This window comes from Sulfitobacter dubius (assembly GCF_027214245.1).
GTDB lineage: Bacteria > Pseudomonadota > Alphaproteobacteria > Rhodobacterales > Rhodobacteraceae > Sulfitobacter > Sulfitobacter dubius_A.
In genome coordinates this window covers 40661-58932 of the sequence record NZ_JAPWHM010000004.1, presented here as the reverse complement: position 1 = coordinate 58932, position 18272 = coordinate 40661, and the positions used below count along the sequence as shown (strand labels likewise).

The 18272-nt window shown below is 61.8% G+C and carries 21 protein-coding genes and 1 tRNA gene; 12 read left to right on the top strand and 10 right to left on the bottom strand.

Annotated features, from left to right (window positions below; genetic code table 11):
- Nucleotides 1–52: 52 nt before the first annotated feature.
- On the top strand, nt 53–637 hold the full coding sequence (locus tag O4H31_RS10405) for an HNH endonuclease (protein ID WP_067621954.1): 585 nt from the start codon (nt 53–55) through the stop codon (nt 635–637).
- A gap of 3 nt (nt 638–640) precedes the next feature.
- Here the strand turns inward: O4H31_RS10405 and xth are convergent, their stop codons facing one another.
- Nucleotides 641–1423 (bottom strand): exodeoxyribonuclease III, encoded by a 783-nt coding sequence (gene xth, locus O4H31_RS10400; RefSeq protein WP_269345477.1) that lies wholly within the window; start codon nt 1421–1423, stop codon nt 641–643.
- Nucleotides 1424–1771: 348 nt separating this feature from the next.
- Between xth and O4H31_RS10395 the strand changes: the two genes are divergently transcribed.
- Together O4H31_RS10395 and O4H31_RS10390 are read left to right on the top strand one after the other, a co-directional pair.
- Nucleotides 1772–2035, top strand: coding sequence for a DUF6749 family protein (locus O4H31_RS10395; RefSeq protein WP_269345476.1), 264 nt, complete (start codon nt 1772–1774; stop codon nt 2033–2035).
- Between the two features lie 56 nt (nt 2036–2091).
- On the top strand, nt 2092–3150 hold the full coding sequence (locus tag O4H31_RS10390; RefSeq protein WP_269345475.1) for a DUF6902 family protein: 1059 nt from the start codon (nt 2092–2094) through the stop codon (nt 3148–3150).
- A 16-nt stretch (nt 3151–3166) separates the two neighbouring features.
- Here the strand turns inward: O4H31_RS10390 and O4H31_RS10385 are convergent, their stop codons facing one another.
- Complete coding sequence (locus O4H31_RS10385) at nt 3167–3490, bottom strand: HesB/IscA family protein (RefSeq protein ID WP_067265985.1); 324 nt, start codon at nt 3488–3490, stop codon at nt 3167–3169.
- Between the two features lie 95 nt (nt 3491–3585).
- Between O4H31_RS10385 and O4H31_RS10380 the strand changes: the two genes are divergently transcribed.
- The 7 genes from O4H31_RS10380 (at nt 3586) to scpB (ending at nt 10805) form a co-directional block, all read left to right on the top strand.
- Nucleotides 3586–4743 (top strand): deoxyguanosinetriphosphate triphosphohydrolase, encoded by a 1158-nt coding sequence (locus tag O4H31_RS10380; protein ID WP_269345473.1) that lies wholly within the window; start codon nt 3586–3588, stop codon nt 4741–4743.
- 48 nt (nt 4744–4791) lie between these two features.
- Complete coding sequence (locus tag O4H31_RS10375) at nt 4792–5412, top strand: hypothetical protein (protein WP_269345471.1); 621 nt, start codon at nt 4792–4794, stop codon at nt 5410–5412.
- Between the two features lie 106 nt (nt 5413–5518).
- Nucleotides 5519–7264: an arginine--tRNA ligase gene (argS, locus tag O4H31_RS10370; protein ID WP_269345469.1), complete on the top strand. Its 1746-nt coding sequence runs from the start codon at nt 5519–5521 to the stop codon at nt 7262–7264.
- Nucleotides 7265–7343: 79 nt separating this feature from the next.
- The gene (locus O4H31_RS10365; RefSeq protein ID WP_269345467.1) at nt 7344–8351 is read left to right on the top strand and encodes an SPOR domain-containing protein; all 1008 of its coding nucleotides are present in this window, start codon (nt 7344–7346) and stop codon (nt 8349–8351) included.
- Nucleotides 8351–9358, top strand: a complete 1008-nt coding sequence (nagZ, locus tag O4H31_RS10360; RefSeq protein ID WP_269345466.1) for a beta-N-acetylhexosaminidase — start codon at nt 8351–8353, stop codon at nt 9356–9358. Before O4H31_RS10365 ends, nagZ begins: the two co-directional genes overlap by 1 nt.
- The gene (locus O4H31_RS10355) at nt 9351–10145 is read left to right on the top strand and encodes a segregation and condensation protein A (protein ID WP_269345464.1); all 795 of its coding nucleotides are present in this window, start codon (nt 9351–9353) and stop codon (nt 10143–10145) included. Before nagZ ends, O4H31_RS10355 begins: the two co-directional genes overlap by 8 nt.
- A gap of 3 nt (nt 10146–10148) precedes the next feature.
- Nucleotides 10149–10805 (top strand): SMC-Scp complex subunit ScpB, encoded by a 657-nt coding sequence (gene scpB / locus O4H31_RS10350; protein ID WP_269345462.1) that lies wholly within the window; start codon nt 10149–10151, stop codon nt 10803–10805.
- Nucleotides 10806–11054: 249 nt separating this feature from the next.
- On the opposite strand, the gene O4H31_RS10345 is transcribed toward scpB, so the two are convergent.
- From O4H31_RS10345 to O4H31_RS10310, 8 genes are all read right to left on the bottom strand, one after another.
- Nucleotides 11055–12131: a 2'-deoxycytidine 5'-triphosphate deaminase gene (locus tag O4H31_RS10345; RefSeq protein ID WP_269346334.1), complete on the bottom strand. Its 1077-nt coding sequence runs from the start codon at nt 12129–12131 to the stop codon at nt 11055–11057.
- Nucleotides 12132–12209: 78 nt separating this feature from the next.
- Nucleotides 12210–12286 (bottom strand) — tRNA-Pro (locus tag O4H31_RS10340).
- A 67-nt stretch (nt 12287–12353) separates the two neighbouring features.
- On the bottom strand, nt 12354–13427 hold the full coding sequence (locus tag O4H31_RS10335; protein ID WP_269345461.1) for a MerR family transcriptional regulator: 1074 nt from the start codon (nt 13425–13427) through the stop codon (nt 12354–12356).
- Between the two features lie 3 nt (nt 13428–13430).
- Entirely contained in the window at nt 13431–13733 is a 303-nt protein-coding gene (gene ihfA / locus O4H31_RS10330; RefSeq protein ID WP_067265868.1) for an integration host factor subunit alpha, read from the bottom strand.
- Nucleotides 13734–13842: 109 nt separating this feature from the next.
- The gene (locus tag O4H31_RS10325) at nt 13843–14814 is read right to left on the bottom strand and encodes a beta-ketoacyl-ACP synthase III (RefSeq protein WP_269345457.1); all 972 of its coding nucleotides are present in this window, start codon (nt 14812–14814) and stop codon (nt 13843–13845) included.
- The gene (plsX, locus tag O4H31_RS10320; RefSeq protein WP_269345455.1) at nt 14811–15887 is read right to left on the bottom strand and encodes a phosphate acyltransferase PlsX; all 1077 of its coding nucleotides are present in this window, start codon (nt 15885–15887) and stop codon (nt 14811–14813) included. The genes O4H31_RS10325 and plsX overlap by 4 nt, the downstream gene beginning before the upstream one ends.
- A gap of 50 nt (nt 15888–15937) precedes the next feature.
- Nucleotides 15938–16144 carry a 50S ribosomal protein L32 gene (gene rpmF, locus O4H31_RS10315; RefSeq protein WP_067629003.1) on the bottom strand — a complete coding sequence of 69 codons (207 nt, stop codon included), beginning with the start codon at nt 16142–16144 and terminating at the stop codon, nt 15938–15940.
- A gap of 201 nt (nt 16145–16345) precedes the next feature.
- Entirely contained in the window at nt 16346–16897 is a 552-nt protein-coding gene (locus tag O4H31_RS10310; protein WP_269346333.1) for a YceD family protein, read from the bottom strand.
- A gap of 90 nt (nt 16898–16987) precedes the next feature.
- On the opposite strand from O4H31_RS10310, the gene O4H31_RS10305 reads away from it, so the two are divergent.
- Together O4H31_RS10305 and O4H31_RS10300 are read left to right on the top strand one after the other, a co-directional pair.
- Complete coding sequence (locus O4H31_RS10305) at nt 16988–17452, top strand: outer membrane protein assembly factor BamE (RefSeq protein ID WP_269345452.1); 465 nt, start codon at nt 16988–16990, stop codon at nt 17450–17452.
- Between the two features lie 70 nt (nt 17453–17522).
- Nucleotides 17523–18245, top strand: coding sequence for a GNAT family N-acetyltransferase (locus O4H31_RS10300; protein ID WP_269345450.1), 723 nt, complete (start codon nt 17523–17525; stop codon nt 18243–18245).
- Nucleotides 18246–18272 lie beyond the last annotated feature (27 nt).

Sequence of the window (18272 nt, the reverse complement as noted above, 5' to 3'; positions counted from 1 at the left end):
CAGAGAGAAACCGCGAGATATAGTGACTAAAACGGGCAGAGGACGCGACCAGATGGACGGCGATTTCAGGACCGAATTTACCCGCCACCCGGCGGCGCTCAAACACCACCCCGCGCTGGTGCTCAACGCGGATTATCGGCCATTGTCTTATTATCCGCTGTCGCTGTGGCCATGGCAAGAAGCGGTAAAGGCCAAATGGCTCGACCGGGTCGAGATCGTCGCCGAATATGACGAGGTGGTGCGCAGCCCCTCTACGGTGATCAGGATCCCTTCCGTTGTCGTCCTCAAAGACTATGTCAAACCTCAAAAGCGCGTGGCCTTCACGCGCTTTAATTTATTTCTGAGGGATGAATTCCGCTGCCAATATTGCGGCGCGAAGGGGGATCTGACCTTTGACCATGTGGTGCCCCGCGCGGCCGGTGGGGTGACGAGTTGGCAAAATGTTGTAGCGGCCTGTAGCCCCTGCAACCTGCGCAAAGGCTCGCGGCCCTTGCACCGCACGGGGCTGGCTTTGCGCAAACCGCCGCGCCAACCCGCCGCCGAAGAGCTGCGCAACATGGGGCGCAAATTCCCGCCCGGCCATCTGCATGAAAGCTGGATGGATTTTCTCTATTGGGATGCCGAGCTTCAGGCCTGAGGCTTAGATATCCAGTTCGACCCAGATCGGCACATGGTCCGACGGTTTGTCACGCCCGCGCACATCGCGGTCAATCTGGCAATCGCGCAGCCGGTCCGCCACGGTGGGGGATAATAGGAAGTGGTCAATGCGGATGCCGTTGTTGCGATTCCAGGCCCCGGCCTGATAATCCCAGAACGAATAATGCCCCGGCCCTTGGGTGCGCGCCCGAAAAGCATCCGTAAGCCCGAGGTTCACAAGCCGACGCCATGCGGCGCGGGACTCGGGGCGGAACAGGGCATCTTCGCGCCAACTGTCGGGTTTGGCGGCGTCTTCGGCCTGCGGGATGATGTTGTAATCGCCCGCCATGAGGAAGGGTGTTTCTTCGGCCAGTAGCGTCTCGGCACGGGCTTGTAGCCGCGCCATCCAAGCGAGTTTATAGTCATACTTTGGCCCCGGCACCGGGTTGCCATTGGGCAGGTAAAGCCCGCAGACCCGCAGCGCCATATCGTCACCGACGACCGTGGCCTCGATCCAGCGGGCCTGATCGTCTTCGTCATCGCCGGGCAGGCCGCGGCTCACATCCTCAAGCGGGCGTTTCGACAGGATCGCCACACCGTTGAAGGATTTTTGCCCGTGGGTCTCGACGTTATAACCGCGCTCTTCGAGCATGTCGCGAGGGAAGGCCTCGTCGACCGACTTGATCTCTTGCAGCACAACCACGTCCGGCTGCGCCTCGTCGAGCCACTCGGGCAAGGCCGCGGCGCGGGCTTTGATACCGTTGATGTTAAAACTCGCGATTTTCATATCCGGCCCTCTTTCGACGTGGGTCTGCTATCGCGCAAATGCGGTGGCGGAGCAAGGGGGAGGGCTGCGCGCTTAGGGTGATTCTTAGGCGGCAAGTTCTAGTATAGGTGGAGCCGCGGAGATCTCCCGCGTTCCATTGTTCTGCAACAGCCCTGTGGAAAGTTTTTAGTTCGCACCATGCGAAGGACGGAAAGTCGAACAATTGGTCGAAACTGTGGCGCGACGCTAATGTGGATAACTTAACCAGTACAATAACTTAGGCGGAAAATCCTTGGCGAAACACTTTTAAAGTGCATCAGTAACTGGACTACATCTCTAAATTGCAAAGCCCTTTGAAAGGACACCACGATGACCGCTATTTCCGCACGTAGCTTTACCCCCGTAGCAGCGCCAGAAACACAGGACAAGCCGATGATGCTCGGCGCGGGGGTTGGCCTTTTCACCACCGGTCTTAACCGCAGAGGCGGTGACATGCTGATGGGCGAGGGGACCGCGATGTTCACCACCGGTTTGCACCACGACAGCGGCAGCATCGCGCAGGGGGCAGGGGTCGGTCTTTTCACAACCGGCCTTGCACCGACCGAGGCGCAGGTGCTGCGCTTTGATGCCTGAAACTGGTTCAAGCGGGCGGCCCCGTCGCCCGCTGTTTCCCATCTGGAGGCGCTATCATGACTAATGTTGTTCTGCTGAGACCTGCCGACTGCTGTGACCTGGCCACTCAAACCGCCCGCTTGATCCGCAGCTTTGCGAAGGAGCGTCGCGCTCAGGGGGATGTTTTTTGGCTCAAGGAAAACGCCGAACTGCTGGGGGTGCTGGCAAGCACGGGGGCCGCGCTGGACGCCGAGGCGCTAGAGCCGCTCGCCGCCTTCCACGCAGGGTGCCGCGATCTGCTGCGCGATTTCCCACAATACTACCGTTTTATCCTGTCGATCTGCCTCGACCTCGAAGCCATCGGCCTGCCAAAGCAACACGGCGCGGCGCTCTGCGGCAGGGTTGCGCGGGCGGATCTGGAAGGCGCAGAACTGTCAGACCTGCAACGCGCCGAGGCCCGCCGTCTGCTGCGCCGTCGGGGTGTCGGGCCGCAGGTCGGTGACGGGGCGCTTGGCCAGCGGCTGCGCGACTTCGTCTCGCGCAGTGTCACCTTTGCCATGCCCAATCGAAAGGCGGCTTATGAGCTGACACATATCATTTTCTACTTGTCGGATTATGGCCGCCAGATTCCCGAACTGCCAGACGGGACACTAAAGAGCCTGCATTTCACCGGGCTGCTGGCCTTTCTGGATCAGGACATGGATCTGCTGGCCGAGGTCTGCGCCGCGCTGCGTTTCAGCGGCAATTACCCAAGCCCACTGTGGGAAGATGCCATCGCGGCCTACCACCGCGCCCTGCGCGTTCAAGCCGAGCCCGATGCGCCCATGCATGACGATTATCACGAATTTATTGTCACCGGCTGGGCCATGAAAATCGCAGACCGTCCGTCGCAGGCCCAAACCATGCCGCAAGGCGCGCTGCGCTTTCACGCGGCCCGCAGCGGGCAGGGTGCGCTGCGTCCGCTGGCGGCTTGCCTGAATGATATGGGGGCGCGGCGCCGCGCGGATTGGGGGTATATGCGCCCCCATGTTCTGTCTTATCTCGGACCTGACAGCCATGCGATCTTGCTCGCAGCCGAACGCTCTGGCCCGCATTTCGAACAGTTTTTCGAGGGGTTCGCACGAGCGCGCGCCTGAACGCGCCCGGATGTGCTCACATCGAAAAGGACGTGCCGCAGCCGCAGGCCGCAGTGGCATTGGGGTTTTCAATCGTGAACCGCGCGCCGATCAGCTCTTCGGTGAAGTCGATCACCGCATCGGCCAAAAACGGCAGGGACACGCTATCGACCACCACCTTCTGACCACTGCCTTCCAGAACGAGGTCATCCTCGGCAGGTTCGTCCAGTGCGATGTCATACTGAAACCCCGAACAGCCGCCGCCTTCGACAGCGATGCGCAGGGCTTTGCCTTCGTCGGCGGCCCCGATCTCGGCGAGGCGTTCAAAGGCGCGGGGGGTGACTTTGGGGGGCAGGTTCATCTGCGGGCTCCGATGCATCGGTTTTCTTTCGCGTTCCCTTAACATATAGAAACCACAAGGACAGGTCACAAGGACCGCAAGAAGGACCAGCCGCAATGCGCGCAGAATTCGCCTCGGACCCGGACACTGCCAAGGGACGGCTTGTGCCCGAAGAGGAAAGCACGTTTCGCTCCTGCTATCAGCGGGACCGAGACCGGATCATCCACGCCTCCGCCTTCCGGCGGCTCAAACATAAGACTCAGGTCTTTGTGGAGCATGAGGGCGATTATTTCCGCACGCGGCTGACCCATTCGATTGAAGTGGCACAGGTGGCGCGCACCATCGCAGGGGCGTTGCGCCTGAACGGCGAGCTAACCGAGGCCGTGGCGCTGGCGCATGATCTGGGCCATACGCCCTTTGGCCACACCGGCGAGGATGCGCTGCACAAGTTGATGTCGCCCTACGGAGGGTTTGACCACAACGCGCAGGCGATCAAGATCGTTACCACGCTGGAGCGGCACTATGCCGAATTCGACGGGCTAAACCTGACGTGGGACACGCTGGAAGGCATTGCCAAGCACAATGGGCCGGTCACGGGCGACGTGCCCCATGCGCTGGCTGACTATAATGCGCGCCATGATCTGGAACTGCACACCCATGCCAGCGCCGAAGCGCAGGTGGCCGCGCTTTCGGATGATATCGCCTATAACAACCACGACCTGCACGACGGTCTGCGGGCAGGCCTGTTCACCGAAGCCGAGATTGCCAAACTGCCCATGGTCGGCGCGGCCTATGCGGAAGTGGACCGGCTTTACCCCGACACCGACAGCTATCGCCGTCGCCACGAGGCTTTGCGCCGGGTCTTTGGGGTGATGGTCGGTGATGTGATCGAAACCTCTGCCAAACTGCTAAAGGAAACGGGCGCACAATCCCCTGATGACATCCGTCATCAGGGCCGCCCGGTGATCCGCTTTTCGGATCCCGTCTGGCAGGATCTGCGCGAAATTCGAAAGTTCCTATTTACCCGCATGTACCGCGCCCCGTCGGTGATGGAGAATCGCGAGAAGGTGACAAAGGTCGTCGAAGACCTCTTTCCGCTGTTTCTGTCTCAACCCAACCTGTTGCCCCGCCATTGGGCCGCGGCGATTGAAGCGGCAGAGGATGAAACCACGCTGGCGCGGATGGTCTCGGACTACATTGCAGGCATGACGGACCGCTTTGCGTTGCAAGAACACGCCCGTCTCTTTGGCAGTGATTTGCGCAGCTTCCGCTAATCTTTGCAGCATGGTAGCCTGCCCCCTGTGATCCATAGGTGACCTGACATGATACAAACCCCTGTTCTGCCGGAAAGTCTGGCCGGTGACGCGACCTTCGCGATCCTTTCGGCGGGGCAAGCGCCGGGCCCAACGGTCGCCAAGCGCGCGGCTGGTCTGGGGGCGGAAGTCGTGGCAATGGACCGCGACCCCGCCGTTCTGGCACGGCTAATGAGCCAGTCGCCCGCACGGGTCGAAGGACTGGCGCTTGCCGGGGATCTGGTCAGCCGGTTCGAGCCGCTTTACCGCAACTGGGGCGGCACACCGCTACATTTGGTGCTGAACCTGATGCCGCTTGATCCCGATGATTGCGCCCAAGGCATGGACGCGCAGATCCGGGGGCTTTCTGCGCTGGTGCGGGCCTTGGGCCGTGGCTTGGTGGCTGGGCAGGGGGCTGTCGTGACCGTCCTGCCGCGCCCCAGCCAGCCGCTGGCGCTTGCTGGTCATGGGATGATCGGCGCTTTTGAGGCCGCCAATGCCGCGCTCGATAAGGTTTTTGGCGCACGCGGGCTGCATTTTCATCTGATCACTGTGCCCGAGGGACAGACTGAGTTGGCCGCAGACGCCGCGCTGTACCTTGGGTCTGAAGCTGGCCGACGGCTCCGAAGTGGGCGTTTGGACCTCGGCTGACAACGCCGCTTCAAACGCCATTCCCTTACATGGGCCATCGCGGCCCGCCGCTTCATTGACTGCACCCCCGCACATGATAAACGGGCGGGGAACAAGGATACCCGACATGAACTTATTTGCCGAAATTCGCCATCTCATCATTGCGACACTGGAACAAATGGTCGCGCAGGATGCTCTGCCTGCGACCCTGAACTTTGACCCGATCACCGCTGAGCCGCCACGCGACCCCGCGCATGGCGATATGGCGACCAACGCGGCAATGGTGCTGGCCAAGCCCGCGGGCATGAAGCCGCGCGACATCGCCGAAGCACTGGCCGCGCAGTTGCAGAACGATCCGCGCATCACCTCTGCCGAAGTGGCCGGCCCGGGCTTTATCAACCTCCGCCTTGCGCCTTCGGTCTGGCAGAACGTGGCGCGGCAGGTGCTCAGCCAAGGCACCGACTTTGGCCGCGCGATCCTCGGCGCCGGTCAACGGGTGAACGTCGAATATGTCTCGGCCAACCCAACCGGCCCGCTGCACGTGGGCCACACCCGTGGTGCGGTCTTTGGCGATGCGCTGGCCAGCCTGCTGGATTTCGCAGGCTATGACGTAACGCGCGAATACTATATTAACGACGGCGGCGCGCAGGTCGATGTGCTCGCACGGTCCGTGTATCTGCGCTACCTCGAAGCCAATGGCAAAGAGGTTGCCTTCCCCGATGGCACATACCCCGGCGATTACCTGATCCCGCTGGGCGAGGCGCTGGCCAAGATGTATGGCGACAAGCTGGTCGACCAGCCTGAGAGCGAATGGCTCGATCATATCCGCGACTTTGCGACCGACGCGATGATGAACTTGATCCGTGAGGATCTGGCGGCCCTCGGCGTTGAGATGGATGTCTTCTACAGCGAGAAATCTCTTTACGGCACCGGCCAGATCGAAGCGGCGATTGCCTCGCTCGAAGCCAAAGGGCTGATCTACGAAGGCGTGCTGGAGCCGCCAAAAGGCAAGAAGCCCGAAGATTGGGAGCCGCGCGAGCAGACGTTGTTCAAATCCACCGAACACGGCGATGACGTGGACCGCCCGGTCAAGAAATCCGACGGGTCCTGGACCTATTTCGCCCCCGATATCGCCTATCACTACGACAAGGTCAGCCGCGACTTTGACATGCTGATCGATGTTTTTGGCGCAGACCATGGCGGCTATGTCAAACGGATGAAGGCGGCTGTGTCGGCATTGAGTGATGGTCATGTGCCGCTCGACATCAAGCTGACGCAGCTGGTGAAACTCTTTAAAAACGGCGAGCCGTTCAAGATGTCCAAACGGGCAGGGACATTTGTGACCCTGCGCGATGTGGTCGATCAGGTTGGGCCGGACGTTACGCGCTTTGTCATGCTGACGCGCAAAAACGACGCAATGCTCGATTTCGACTTCGACAAGGTGCTGGAGCAAAGCCGCGAAAACCCGGTGTTCTATGTGCAATACGCCCATGCTCGGGTGGCTTCGATACTGCGCAAAGCGCTAGAGGCCGGGGTCGAGGTTGCCGATGCCACGCTGATGGATGCGGATCTGACTAAGCTGGATCATGATGCAGAACTTGGCTTGCTGCGCAAACTAGCCGAATGGCCGCGTCTGGTCGAAACCGCCGCGCGCAGCAACGAGCCGCACCGGGTGGCCTTCTACCTCTATGAACTCGCGTCCGACTTCCACAGCCTTTACCACTTGGGCCGTTCCGAAGACGGGCTGCGTGCGTTGCAAGAAGGGGACGTTGCCACATCGCAGGCAAAAATCGCCCTGTCACGTGCCGTTGCGATTGTAATTGCGGCGGGTCTTGGTATTCTTGGGGTCACACCGGCGCAGGAGATGCGATAACCGCACCAGCGCGCCGAAAACAGGCAACCCCATGACCAGACCCGCGTGGCGATGTATCACAGCGGGCAAAGAGGCAGAGATGGCAGATTTCACGTCTTCCCCGACGACGGCGGGCTATGCGCCCGATTCCGCGCATGGCTACGCAGTGGGCAGCGGGCCCAAGACCCTGACAACGCTCACCAATATCGCAGGCGCTGTGGTTTCCTTGGCGCTTGTCGCGGGGATTGGTGTTTGGGGCTACAAGCTGCTGGTGCGTGATGTGACCGGCATCCCAGTGGTCCGCGCCATCGAAGGCGAGATCCGCGTGCGCCCCGAACAGCCGGGCGGCGAATTGGCCCGCCATCAGGGCCTATCGGTCAATGTCGTTGCCGCCGAAGGCAGTGCCGGTCGCCCCGCAGATCAACTGCGCCTCGCGCCGCGTCAAATGGAATTGCAAGACGAAGACCAGCCCGTTCAAGTGGCGATGGTTGCCGCAAAGACACAGGGCAATGCGACCCCCGCTGTCGCCCACGAGAATGACGGCGACCTGATCGATGCCTCCGCCGCGATCCGCTCTGGCAATGTTCAAGACCTCGTGGCGCAGCTGACCAATGGTGTCGCACCGCTCTCCGGGGCGGGCGCCTCTGGTGATCCGGTCGATGCCGCCGTGGCGATGGCGCTAGCCGATACTTCCGTGCAGCCGAAAGTGGTCAAGGCCGTGTTGAATGCGCCCGGCGTACGCAACTCCCTGCGTCCACGGCGCCGCCCGGCAGGCGGTGCCGTGGTGACACCCGCCGCAGTCCAGAGCAATCCGGTCGCAACCGTCGCCCAAGAAGTTGATCCCGCGGCCCTTCCCGCGGGCACCCGGATGGCGCAGCTTGGTGCATTCGACAGCCCAGAGGTTGCCCGCGAACAGTGGGACCGTCTTCAGGGCCGCTTCGGCGCCTACCTTGAAGGTAAAAACCGCGTTGTTCAAAAGGCGACCAGCGGTGGCCGGGTGTTCTACCGCCTGCGCGCCATGGGTTTTGACGATATCGCCGATGCACGGCGCTTCTGTTCGGCTCTCGTGGCTGAAAACGCGGATTGTATCCCGGTGGTGATGCGCTGATGCGCCCCCTCGGGGCCACGATCCTCGACGCGACGGGCCTTCAGCTCAGCGTCGAGGAAAAGGCGTTCTTTCGGGACGTGCGGCCCTTCGGCTTCATCCTTTTTTCTCGTAACATCGACAGCCCCGACCAAGTTCGCGCACTTTGCGAGGAGATGCGCGAGGCGGCAGGCCATGAGGCGGTAATTACCATCGATCAAGAGGGCGGCCGCGTGCAGCGGATGCGCGCCCCGCAGTGGCGCGATTGGATGCCGCCGATGGAACTGGCCGCGCGCGCCGGGGAACAGGCGACGAAAGCCTTCACCCTGATGTACCGGATCATCGCTCATGAGCTACATAGCGTCGGCATCAATAGCAACTGCGCGCCGCTGATCGATGTGGCCGGGCCAAACACACACCGCTTCCTGCGCAACCGCTGCTACGGCGAGACGCCGGGGCAGGTGGCCGAGATTGGCCGCGCCGTTGCCGATGCGCTGCTGGCCGGGGGCGTGCTGCCGGTGATGAAACATTTGCCCGGCCATGGCCGCGCGACGCTCGACAGCCATCACAATCTGCCCCGTGTGGATGCCCGCCGCATTGATCTTGAGGCCGTGGATTTCGCGCCGTTCCGCAGCCTGCGCGATCTGCCGATGGGCATGACGGCACATCTGGTCTATAACGCATTGGACGACACCCCCGCGACCCTGTCGTCAGAGGTGATGCGGATCATCCGCGATGATATCGGCTTTGATAACCTTGTGATGACCGACGATATTTCGATGAAGGCCCTGCAGATGACCCCGGCGGAAAGCACCCGTGCTGCCATTGCCGCGGGCTGTGATGTCGCGCTTTTTTGCAACGGACCGCTGGAAGAGCGCCGCGCCGTGGCCGAAGCCGCAGGCGAAATGACCCCCGCTGCCCAGAGCCGTGCCCTGCGTGCGTTGGATGCGCGGCAAACCCCCGATGACGTTGACATCGACGCCCTCAGCGCCCAGCTTGAGACGCTTCTGGGCGGGGCTTTGCATGGCTGACACGACATTCGAGGAAGACGGGGGCGGGGCCGGTGGCTCCGTGGCCGACCGGCTGGCCGCCGAGGCGTTCATCATTGATGTCGAAGGCTATGAAGGGCCGCTTGACCTGCTGCTGTCGCTGAGCCGGACGCAAAAGGTCGATCTGCGCAAGGTTTCGGTGTTGCAACTGGCGCGACAGTATTTGGCCTTTGTCGAACGGGCAAAGGAGCTGAGGTTGGAACTGGCGGCGGATTACCTCGTCATGGCCGCATGGCTGGCCTTCTTGAAATCACGCCTTTTGCTGCCGCCGGACCCCACCGAAGAAGGCCCCTCGGGCGAAGAAATGGCCGCCCATCTGGCTTTCCAACTCGAACGCCTGCAGGCGATGCGGGACGCTGCCGCGCGCCTGATGGCGCGGGATCAACTGGGCCGGGATTTCTTTGCCCGCGGTCAGACCCAAGAGATCACCACTGTCAAGAAGGTCACCTATACCGCGACGCTGCTGGACCTGATGCAGGGCTACGCGCGCACCCGCACGCGGGAGGATTTCCGCCCCTTTGTGATGGACCGCGACAAGGTCTTTACCATGGAAGAGGCGCTGGAACGGATGCGCGGGCTGATCGGCTATGCGGGCGATTGGGGTGATCTGAACAGCTACCTGCCCGAGGGCTGGGAAAGCGATCCTGAGCGCCGTCGCTCAGCGACCGCTGCGACCTTTGCGGCCTCCCTGCAATTGGTCAAGGAGGGGCATATGGAGATCCGGCAAAAAGAGATTTTCGCCCCCATCCAACTGCGCAAGAAGGATTGATGCGTGTCGGAAGAGATTGAAACGAAAGAAAAGAAACTGTTCGACGCGCCCTCGCTCGCCGAGCAGGAACGTATGATCGAAGCCGTGCTTTTCGCCAGTTCCGAGCCGATCACCTTACGTGAACTCGAAGCGCGCCTACCGCGCGGTTCGGACGTGGGCGAGGCGATGGCCTTTCTGCGCCACCGCTATCAGGGGCGTGGCGTGCAGGTGATGAAAGTCGGCGACGCCTATGCTTTTCGCACCGCGCCTGACCTTGGCTTTTTAATGCATCGGGAAACGGTCGAGACCCGCAAACTCAGCCGCGCCGCGATCGAAACCTTGGCGATCATCGCCTATCACCAGCCCGTCACCCGCGCCGAGATCGAAGAGATTCGCGGCGTGGCCGTGTCGCGCGGCACGGTGGATCAACTGCTTGAGATGGAGTGGATCCGCTTTGGCCGCCGTAAGATGACGCCGGGCCGTCCGGTGACCTTTGTGGTCACGCAGGAGTTTCTGGATCACTTCGGTCTGGAAAGCGCGCGGGACCTGCCGGGGCTCAAAGAACTGCGCTCTGCCGGGTTGTTGGAAAAACGCCCGCCTGCGGGTCTGCTGCCCACCGTGGGCGATGGCGAGGACGAGCCAGAAACCACCGAAGGCCAGAGCGAGCTGTTCGAAGATTGATCGGGGCCGGGGCTGACTTACGCCCCGCCGCCACTACATCAGTTTTGCTGATCCAAGGGAGAGGGCTGATGAAACCGATCGTCAATATGGTTCTGTGCCATGTCATGCGCCGCTTAACGGCAAGAGGTGCTGGCGGGGGAAAACGGCCCGCGGGCAAGGGCCGTTCGCGCGGGGGCACCGCTTTCAATGCGCGCAATGCGCAGCGGGGGGTCCGCTTGCTGCGCCGGTTTCTTCGCTCGCGGTAGGCGGTCAGACGGAGCGGAAATGCTTCGACAGTTTCAGACCCTGACCTTGGTAGTTCGACGCGATGTCAGCGCCGTAAAGCTGGCTGGGGATCTGCGCCATATGCTCATAGACCAAGCGGCCCACGACTTGCCCATGCTCCAGGACAAAGGGCGCCTCGTGACAGCGCACCTCCAACACCCCGCGTGAGCCTGCACCACCCGCTTCGGCATGACCAAAGCCCGGATCGAAGAAACCCGCGTAATGCACGCGGAACTCTCCGACCATTGCCAGATAAGGTGCCATTTCAGCGGCATAGGCGGGCGGGATCGTCACCGCCTCGCGGCTGACAAGGATATAAAACGCGCCCGGATCAAGGATGATCTGGCCATTGGTGCTGTGCACCTCCTCCCAATAGGCGGCGGGGTCGTAGTGGCCAATCTTGTCGAGGTCGATCACCCCGGTATGCGGCTTCGCGCGGTAGCCGACAAGGCTGGTGCCGGGCAGTCGCAGATCGACGGAAAAGCCCAACCCTTCGTCGATCACGGCAGTGCCGTCCACCAGTGGCGTGGTGTCATGCAGCGCGCGCAGGGCGTCATCATCGAGCGTCGCATCCCCGCTGCCAAAGCGGATTTGATTCAACCGCATACCGGGGCGCACGAGTACCGAGAAGGAGCGGGGGCAGATCTCGGCATAGAGTGGGCCGGTATAGCCCGGCGCGATCCGGTCAAATTCGGTGCCGCCGTCGGTGATGGTGCGGGTCAGAAGATCAAGTCGCCCGGTGGAGCTTTTGGCATTCGCCACGGCAGAGACGCTTTCGGGCAGGGCCAGCCGCTCCATCAGCGGCACCACATAGACGCAGCCTTTTTCAAGCACGGCCCCGTCGCTGAGGTCAACGCGGTGCATCTCGAATTCTTCCAAACGATCCGCGACCTTGGCCCCGTGCCCCGCAAGGAAAGACGCGCGCACGCGGTAGGCGACATTGCCGAGCCGCAGGTCAAGGCTGGCGGGCTGGGTCTGGGCCGAGGTCACCGCCGGATCGGCGGCAATGGCACCGCTGTCGATCATCGCTGCAATCTGCTGGTTGGGGAGCACCCCGTTCATCGCATTGGGCATCAAACGGGGCCTTTCAAATGACAAACGCCCGCGCGTTACCGGCGCGGGCGTTTTGTTGTAGTCGGTTGGTCGGGCTAGCAGGACTCGAACCTGCGACCTTCCGTCCCCCAGACGGACGCGCTACCAGGCTGCGCCATAGCCCGACTACGTGGGCTTCATACCCGATCTCGCAGGGGGCGCAAGGGGGAATTGCCAAACTTTTCATCGCGATTAGTAATTTGTTTCGGCGCCGGGTTCCGCGGCCATACGCGCGCGCAATTCGGCCAGATCCAGCAGCAAACCGGCGACCTGAGGTTGCACATCACGCGGCAGACGGTGGACACGAGCGCCAACGCTCAGCAGCCCCGGGCGGGCCGGGAAATCGGCTTCGGGAGTGAAATCAGGCAGATCGATGATCGCGGGTTTGGGCGTGTCGTCAGACTCGTCTTCTTGGGATGCGGCTTCAGCGGGCTCAGGCGCTGCTTCGGTTGCCTGTTCAGGTTCGGGAGCCAGTGGGCGTTTGAGAAAATCGGGGAGGCTGGCGTTTGATGCCGGTTCCGGCTTGGATGGTTCCGGCTCGGACGGTTCTGGCTCGGACGGTTCTGGCTCGGACGGTTCTGGCTCGAGCGGGATGGACACCGCCGGGGCGGGCTCATCCGCTGTATCAACGGCAGGTTCATCCAAATGCGGTGCATCCGGCGTCGCGCTGTCAGCCGGGGCCAGCGGATCAGGTGTGGCCCGTGGGTGGTCATCGGCGGGCGGCACGGGCGAGCGGCGCGGCATCGCCACAGGCGCGGCCTCCGGTGCCTTTTCGACATGCGCCGCCTCCGTTGCGCTTGCGGGCTCTCCGACGGGCGCGGCGTTCACATCCAGATCAGCAGCAGGCTCTGCCTCTTCGCCGTCTTCGTCCGAGACATTGGCCTCAGTCGCGGCGTCAGGCTTTGCGCCGCCAAAGTTCAGAACCACCCCGGTTTCCGGGCGGATGATGTCAGGTTTGGGGGCGGGCCGAGGCTCCGCAAAATCCAGCTCATCAAGCGGGGCGGAGAGGGAGGACACATGGGTCATCCCTTCCTCCCGGAGGATCTTTTGGACGCCTTTGATGGTCAGCCCGTCATCGTGCAGCAGTTTCTTGATCCCACCCAGCAACATCATATCGGCCGGGCGGTAATAGCGCCGCCCGCCAGCCCGTTTGATGGGTTTCACTTGGGTGAACTTACTCTCCCAGAACCGCAGAACGTGGGCCTGAATACCGAGCCAGTCAGCGACTTCGGAGATGGTGCGAAAAGCGTCCGGCGATTTGACCATGGGTCAGGACTTGTTGCCTTCGGCAACGCGGTCTTTCATCAAATGCGAGGGGCGGAAGGTCAGCACGCGGCGCGGGTTGATCGGAACCTCTTCGCCGGTTTTCGGATTGCGGCCCACACGCGCGGTCTTGTCGCGTACCGAGAAGGTGCCGAAGGAGGAAATCTTGACCTGTTCCCCGTCGACCAGAGCGTCGGACATATGCTCAAGCACTGCTTCGACCAGTTGAGCACTCTCATTACGAGAAAGACCGACTTCACGAAATACAGCTTCGCTTAAATCCATGCGCGTCAATGTCTTGTTCGGCATTATATCCCCCATGCTTTCCAATAGCATATGCTGCTCAGAAATTTAGAGTCAACATCAATGCCCGGATCAAGCACGATTCGGCAGAGATTTTCCGCGTTAGCTCAGGGACTTACCAGCGCAGCACAACAGAGCCCCACGCCAGACCGCCGCCAATGGCTTCGGTGACGATCAGATCGCCCTGTTTGATCTGGCCGCGCTCACGCCCCACAGACAGCGCCAGCGGGATCGAAGCCGCCGAGGTGTTGCCGTGGTCCTGTACGGTGACGACCACGCGCTCCATCGGCAGGTTCAATTTCTTTGCGGTGCCTTGGATGATGCGGATGTTGGCCTGATGCGGCACGATCCAATCGACATCTTCGGCGCTGACGCCGGCGCGGTCCATTGCGGTATTGGCGGTGGCGGCAAGTTTCTCGACCGCGTGGCGAAACACCTGGTTGCCCTGCATCCGCAGATAGCCGGTGGTGCCGGTCGACACACCGCCATCGACGTAGAGCAGTTCACGGTAGCGCCCGTCAGAATTCAGATCCGTCGCGAGAATGCCCCGGTCGGACGGGCTGTCGCTGCCTTCCTGCGCTTCCAGCAGCAGCGCGCCCGCGCCGTCGCCGAACAGCACACAGGTCGACCGGTCGGTCCAATCCATGATCCGGCTGAATGTCTCGGCTCCGATCACCAGTACATTGCGCGCCTGACCGGATACGATCAACGCATTGGCGTTCGCCAGCGCATAGACAAAGCCCGCGCAGACCGCCTGCACGTCGAAGGCAAAACCGCTGGTCATGCCCAATTCGGCCTGCACCATGGTCGCGGCGGAAGGGAAGGTAAGATCAGGCGTGGAGGTCGCCACGACGATCGCATCCACGTCAGAGACATCGCGCCCCGCGTCTTCAAGCGCCTTGCGCGCCGCGGCGCTGGCCATGGTAGAGGTCGTCTCTCCTTCGGCGGCAAAGTGGCGGCGTTCGATGCCCGAGCGCGAGCGGATCCATTCGTCATTGGTGTCGAGAGTCGCTTCAAATTCGGCATTTTCCACGACACGGGCGGGCAGGTAGTGGCCACAACCAGTGACAACGGCGCGCAGGCTCATTTGACGGACTCCTCGGCTGGCAGCGTCGCGGCAACGCGGGCGGCCAGCTTGTCATTGAATTTATTCTGCGACAACTGCGCGGCGAGTTTGATCGCAGCAGAGATGCCGGTCGCATCGGCAGAGCCGTGCGATTTCACCACTGTGCCGTTCAGACCCAGAAAGACGCCACCGTTCACACGGCGCGGGTCGATCTTTTTGCTGAGGCGGCGCAGGGATGTATAGGCCAGCAGCGAGGCCAGACGCGACAGGGGCGAATATTTGAACGCTTCGCGCAGGCGGTTGCCGATCATGCTGGCGGTGCCTTCGCCGGTCTTGATCGCGACATTCCCGGTGAAACCGTCGGTCACGATGACATCGGCGCGGTTGCCCGAGATATCGCCGCCCTCAACGAAACCCACGAAATCAAACCCGGTGGCATCGCCTTGGGCCCGAATCAGATCGTAGGCTTCTTTGAGTTCAGTACGGCCCTTATGCTCTTCGGTGCCGACATTCAGCAGACCGACGCGAGGGCGTTCCAGTTCCATGCCGTTGCGGGCATAGGAGGTGCCCATCAGCGCAAAACGCAACAGATCATCGGCGTCGGCGCGCACATCGGCGCCTACGTCAAGCATCACGTTGAACCCCTGCGGGTTGGAAGACGGGTAGAGCACGGCAATCGCAGGGCGGTTCACGCCCGGCAATTTACGCAGCCGTATCATCGACATCGCCATCAGCGCGCCGGTATTGCCGCAGGAGACAGCCACGGCCGCCTCTCCGCTGCGCACGGATTCGATGGCAGACCACATGGAGCTGTCTTTGCCGGTACGCACAACTTGGCTCGGCTTGTCGTCCATCGTGACGACATCCGTGGCGTGACGTATCTCGCAACGGCCCGACAACTCACCACGTTTGACGATCAAAGGCTCCAACTGATCGCGGGGACCATGCAGGATAAAACCGATGTCGGGATTTGCTGTCGCAGAAAGCGCACACCCGGCAACAACTGCTGCCGGGCCTTCGTCACCCCCCATCGCGTCGACCGAGATCAGGGTGTGTCCGGCTTTCGCGTTGGGGTGATCGGGCTGGGCCGTCATCAGTGCGAATGCCTCACTGCCTTAGAGAAAACCTTGGAAACAACCGTAGCTTATGCTGCGTCGTCTTCCAGGTCTACTTCTTCGGTCAGGGCGACAACTTCGGTGTCGTCATAGTGACCGCAAGCAGCGCAGATGTGGTGAGGGCGCTTCAGCTCACCGCAGTTCGAACATTCGTTCGGGTTCGCTGCGGACAGCGAATCGTGCGCGCGGCGGTTGTTGCGGCGGGATTTGGATACTTTATTCTGTTGGACAGCCATGTCTGGTGCCTTTGCCTTCGGGGTTGCTGACCTGCATGAGGCATGCCGCAACCGTGTTTCAATTCGGACCCCGTTTCGGGCGTGACGACGCTTTAGGGCCGCAGCCGCGCAATGTCCAACCTTAATTCGGGTGAGGGCGGCAAAATAACGCGAATTCGCCGCGATGCAAGCGCGAATACCCGCGATTTTCCGCCTGTTTCTTTAGGTTTTGTCTTTCTTTAGCGCATCGCGCAGAGCGCCCAAGCCTGCAAAGGGCCGCGCGTCTTCGTCGGTCATTGGCTTTTGCCCGGGTTCGGCATGGACCATCTGGCCCAGTTCGACATCGCCCTTGCGGGGGTATTCCGGCACTTCCAACGCCAGCGCCTCAATCATCACCTGCGCAGGGTCGATCCATTGACCCAGCGGTTCGGTCGTGTCGTCCTCGGGCATTTCGACCTCCTCCTCATCGGGGAGTTCGAAATCATGGACGAAGCGGCGGGTGATATTCGCGTCGATGCGCGTGGTGACGGGTTCCAGCGTGACCACGCAGGGCTGCACCACGGTCGCGCCCAATTTCCCGTCAAGCTGCCAGTCCTGCTTGCCAAGGGGTTTGATGCTCCCAGAAAAGCTGAGCTTGCGCAGCGCGGAGAGGTTCAACTCCTCGGCGATCTGCGCAAGCGCCTCTGCCTCAGGGCGTAGCGCAAAGCCGTTTGGCTCCGTCTGGGACAGGTCTGCGACCCGTAGAGCGGTGGGCGTAGGTGATTTGCGCGACATGAGATCCGACTTTCGTTTCTTGTACACTTGGGGTGCCTTGGTGTATGCGAAATAAAAGCCATAATCCGTCAGGGCAAGAGGGCAGAGCAAATGCGCAAATCGAAACAGACCGGCAAGACGAGTCTCCGGCTCGCAGGTATGGGCCTCGCACTGCTTCTGACAGCCTGCAGCCCGCAGTATGAAAACCACGGTTATGTGCCACCGGAGGACCAGCTTGAGCAGGTCGTTGTCGGCAGCGATACCAAAGAAAGCGTCGCCCAGAAGATCGGTGTGCCCACCGTTTCAGGTGTTTTGAGCGATGATAGTTACTATTACGTTAAGATGCGCAAACGGGCTCTGGGCTTTATGGCCGCCAAAGAGATCGAGCGTGAAGTGGTGACCGTCAGCTTCAATGAGGCCGGTGTGGTGTCGAATGTCGAACGCTTTGGGCTGGAACGCGGGCAGGTTGTGCCGCTGTCGCGCCGCGTGACGACATCGCCGGTGGCCGACAACACCTTCCTGCGTCAGATTCTGGGCAACCTCGGCCGCTTTAGCCCCTCGGCATTCGGCGGCTAAGTTCTTCCCGGCATGTCCCGCCGGACGGCTGGCGGGGCAGGGCTGTGGACAAGCAAAGGCAACCTCGCAGATGACCCATGCGCCCCCGGGCCGATATCTGATGCGCGAAGCCTTCACGCCTGCCGACATTACCCGTGCGCAGACGCTTCGGGCGCAGTGCTTTCAGACCGGAACCACCCCAGACAAAGACCCCTTCGACGCGGCTGCACGGCATTTTCTGGTCGAGGACCGCGCCAGCGGTACGCTGATCTGCTGCTTTCGCCTGACGCGGTTTCAGGGCATTAGCCTTGGCCAAAGCTATGCCGCGCAATTCTATGACCTGAGCCGCCTGCACTGGATGGAGGGCGCCATGCTGGAACTTGGGCGCTTTTGCATCCATCCAGATTGGCATGACCCGGATATTCAGCGCCTCGCTTGGGGGCAGTTGGCACGAGAGGTTGACCGCAGCGGCGTGGCGCTTTTGTTCGGCTGTTCCTCATTTGCGGGCACCGACGCCGCCGCCTACCGTGATGCCTTTGCCCTCTTGAAACAGCAGCACCTTGCCCCGGCCCCCTGGCGGCCAGCCGCCAAAGCCGCAGATATCCACGCCTACGCCCGCGAGAGCCATACCGCCAATCCCCGGCGCGCGCGCCAGCAGATCCCGCCGCTGCTGCGCAGCTATCTGGCGATGGGGGGATGGGTCAGCGATCACGCCGTGATCGACCGACAAATGAACACGCTGCACGTCTTTACCGGGCTTGAGATCGCCGCGATCCCACCCAACCGTGCGCGGCTTTTGCGCGCATTGGCCTGACGCGGGCGCGCCTTTGGACATTGACCT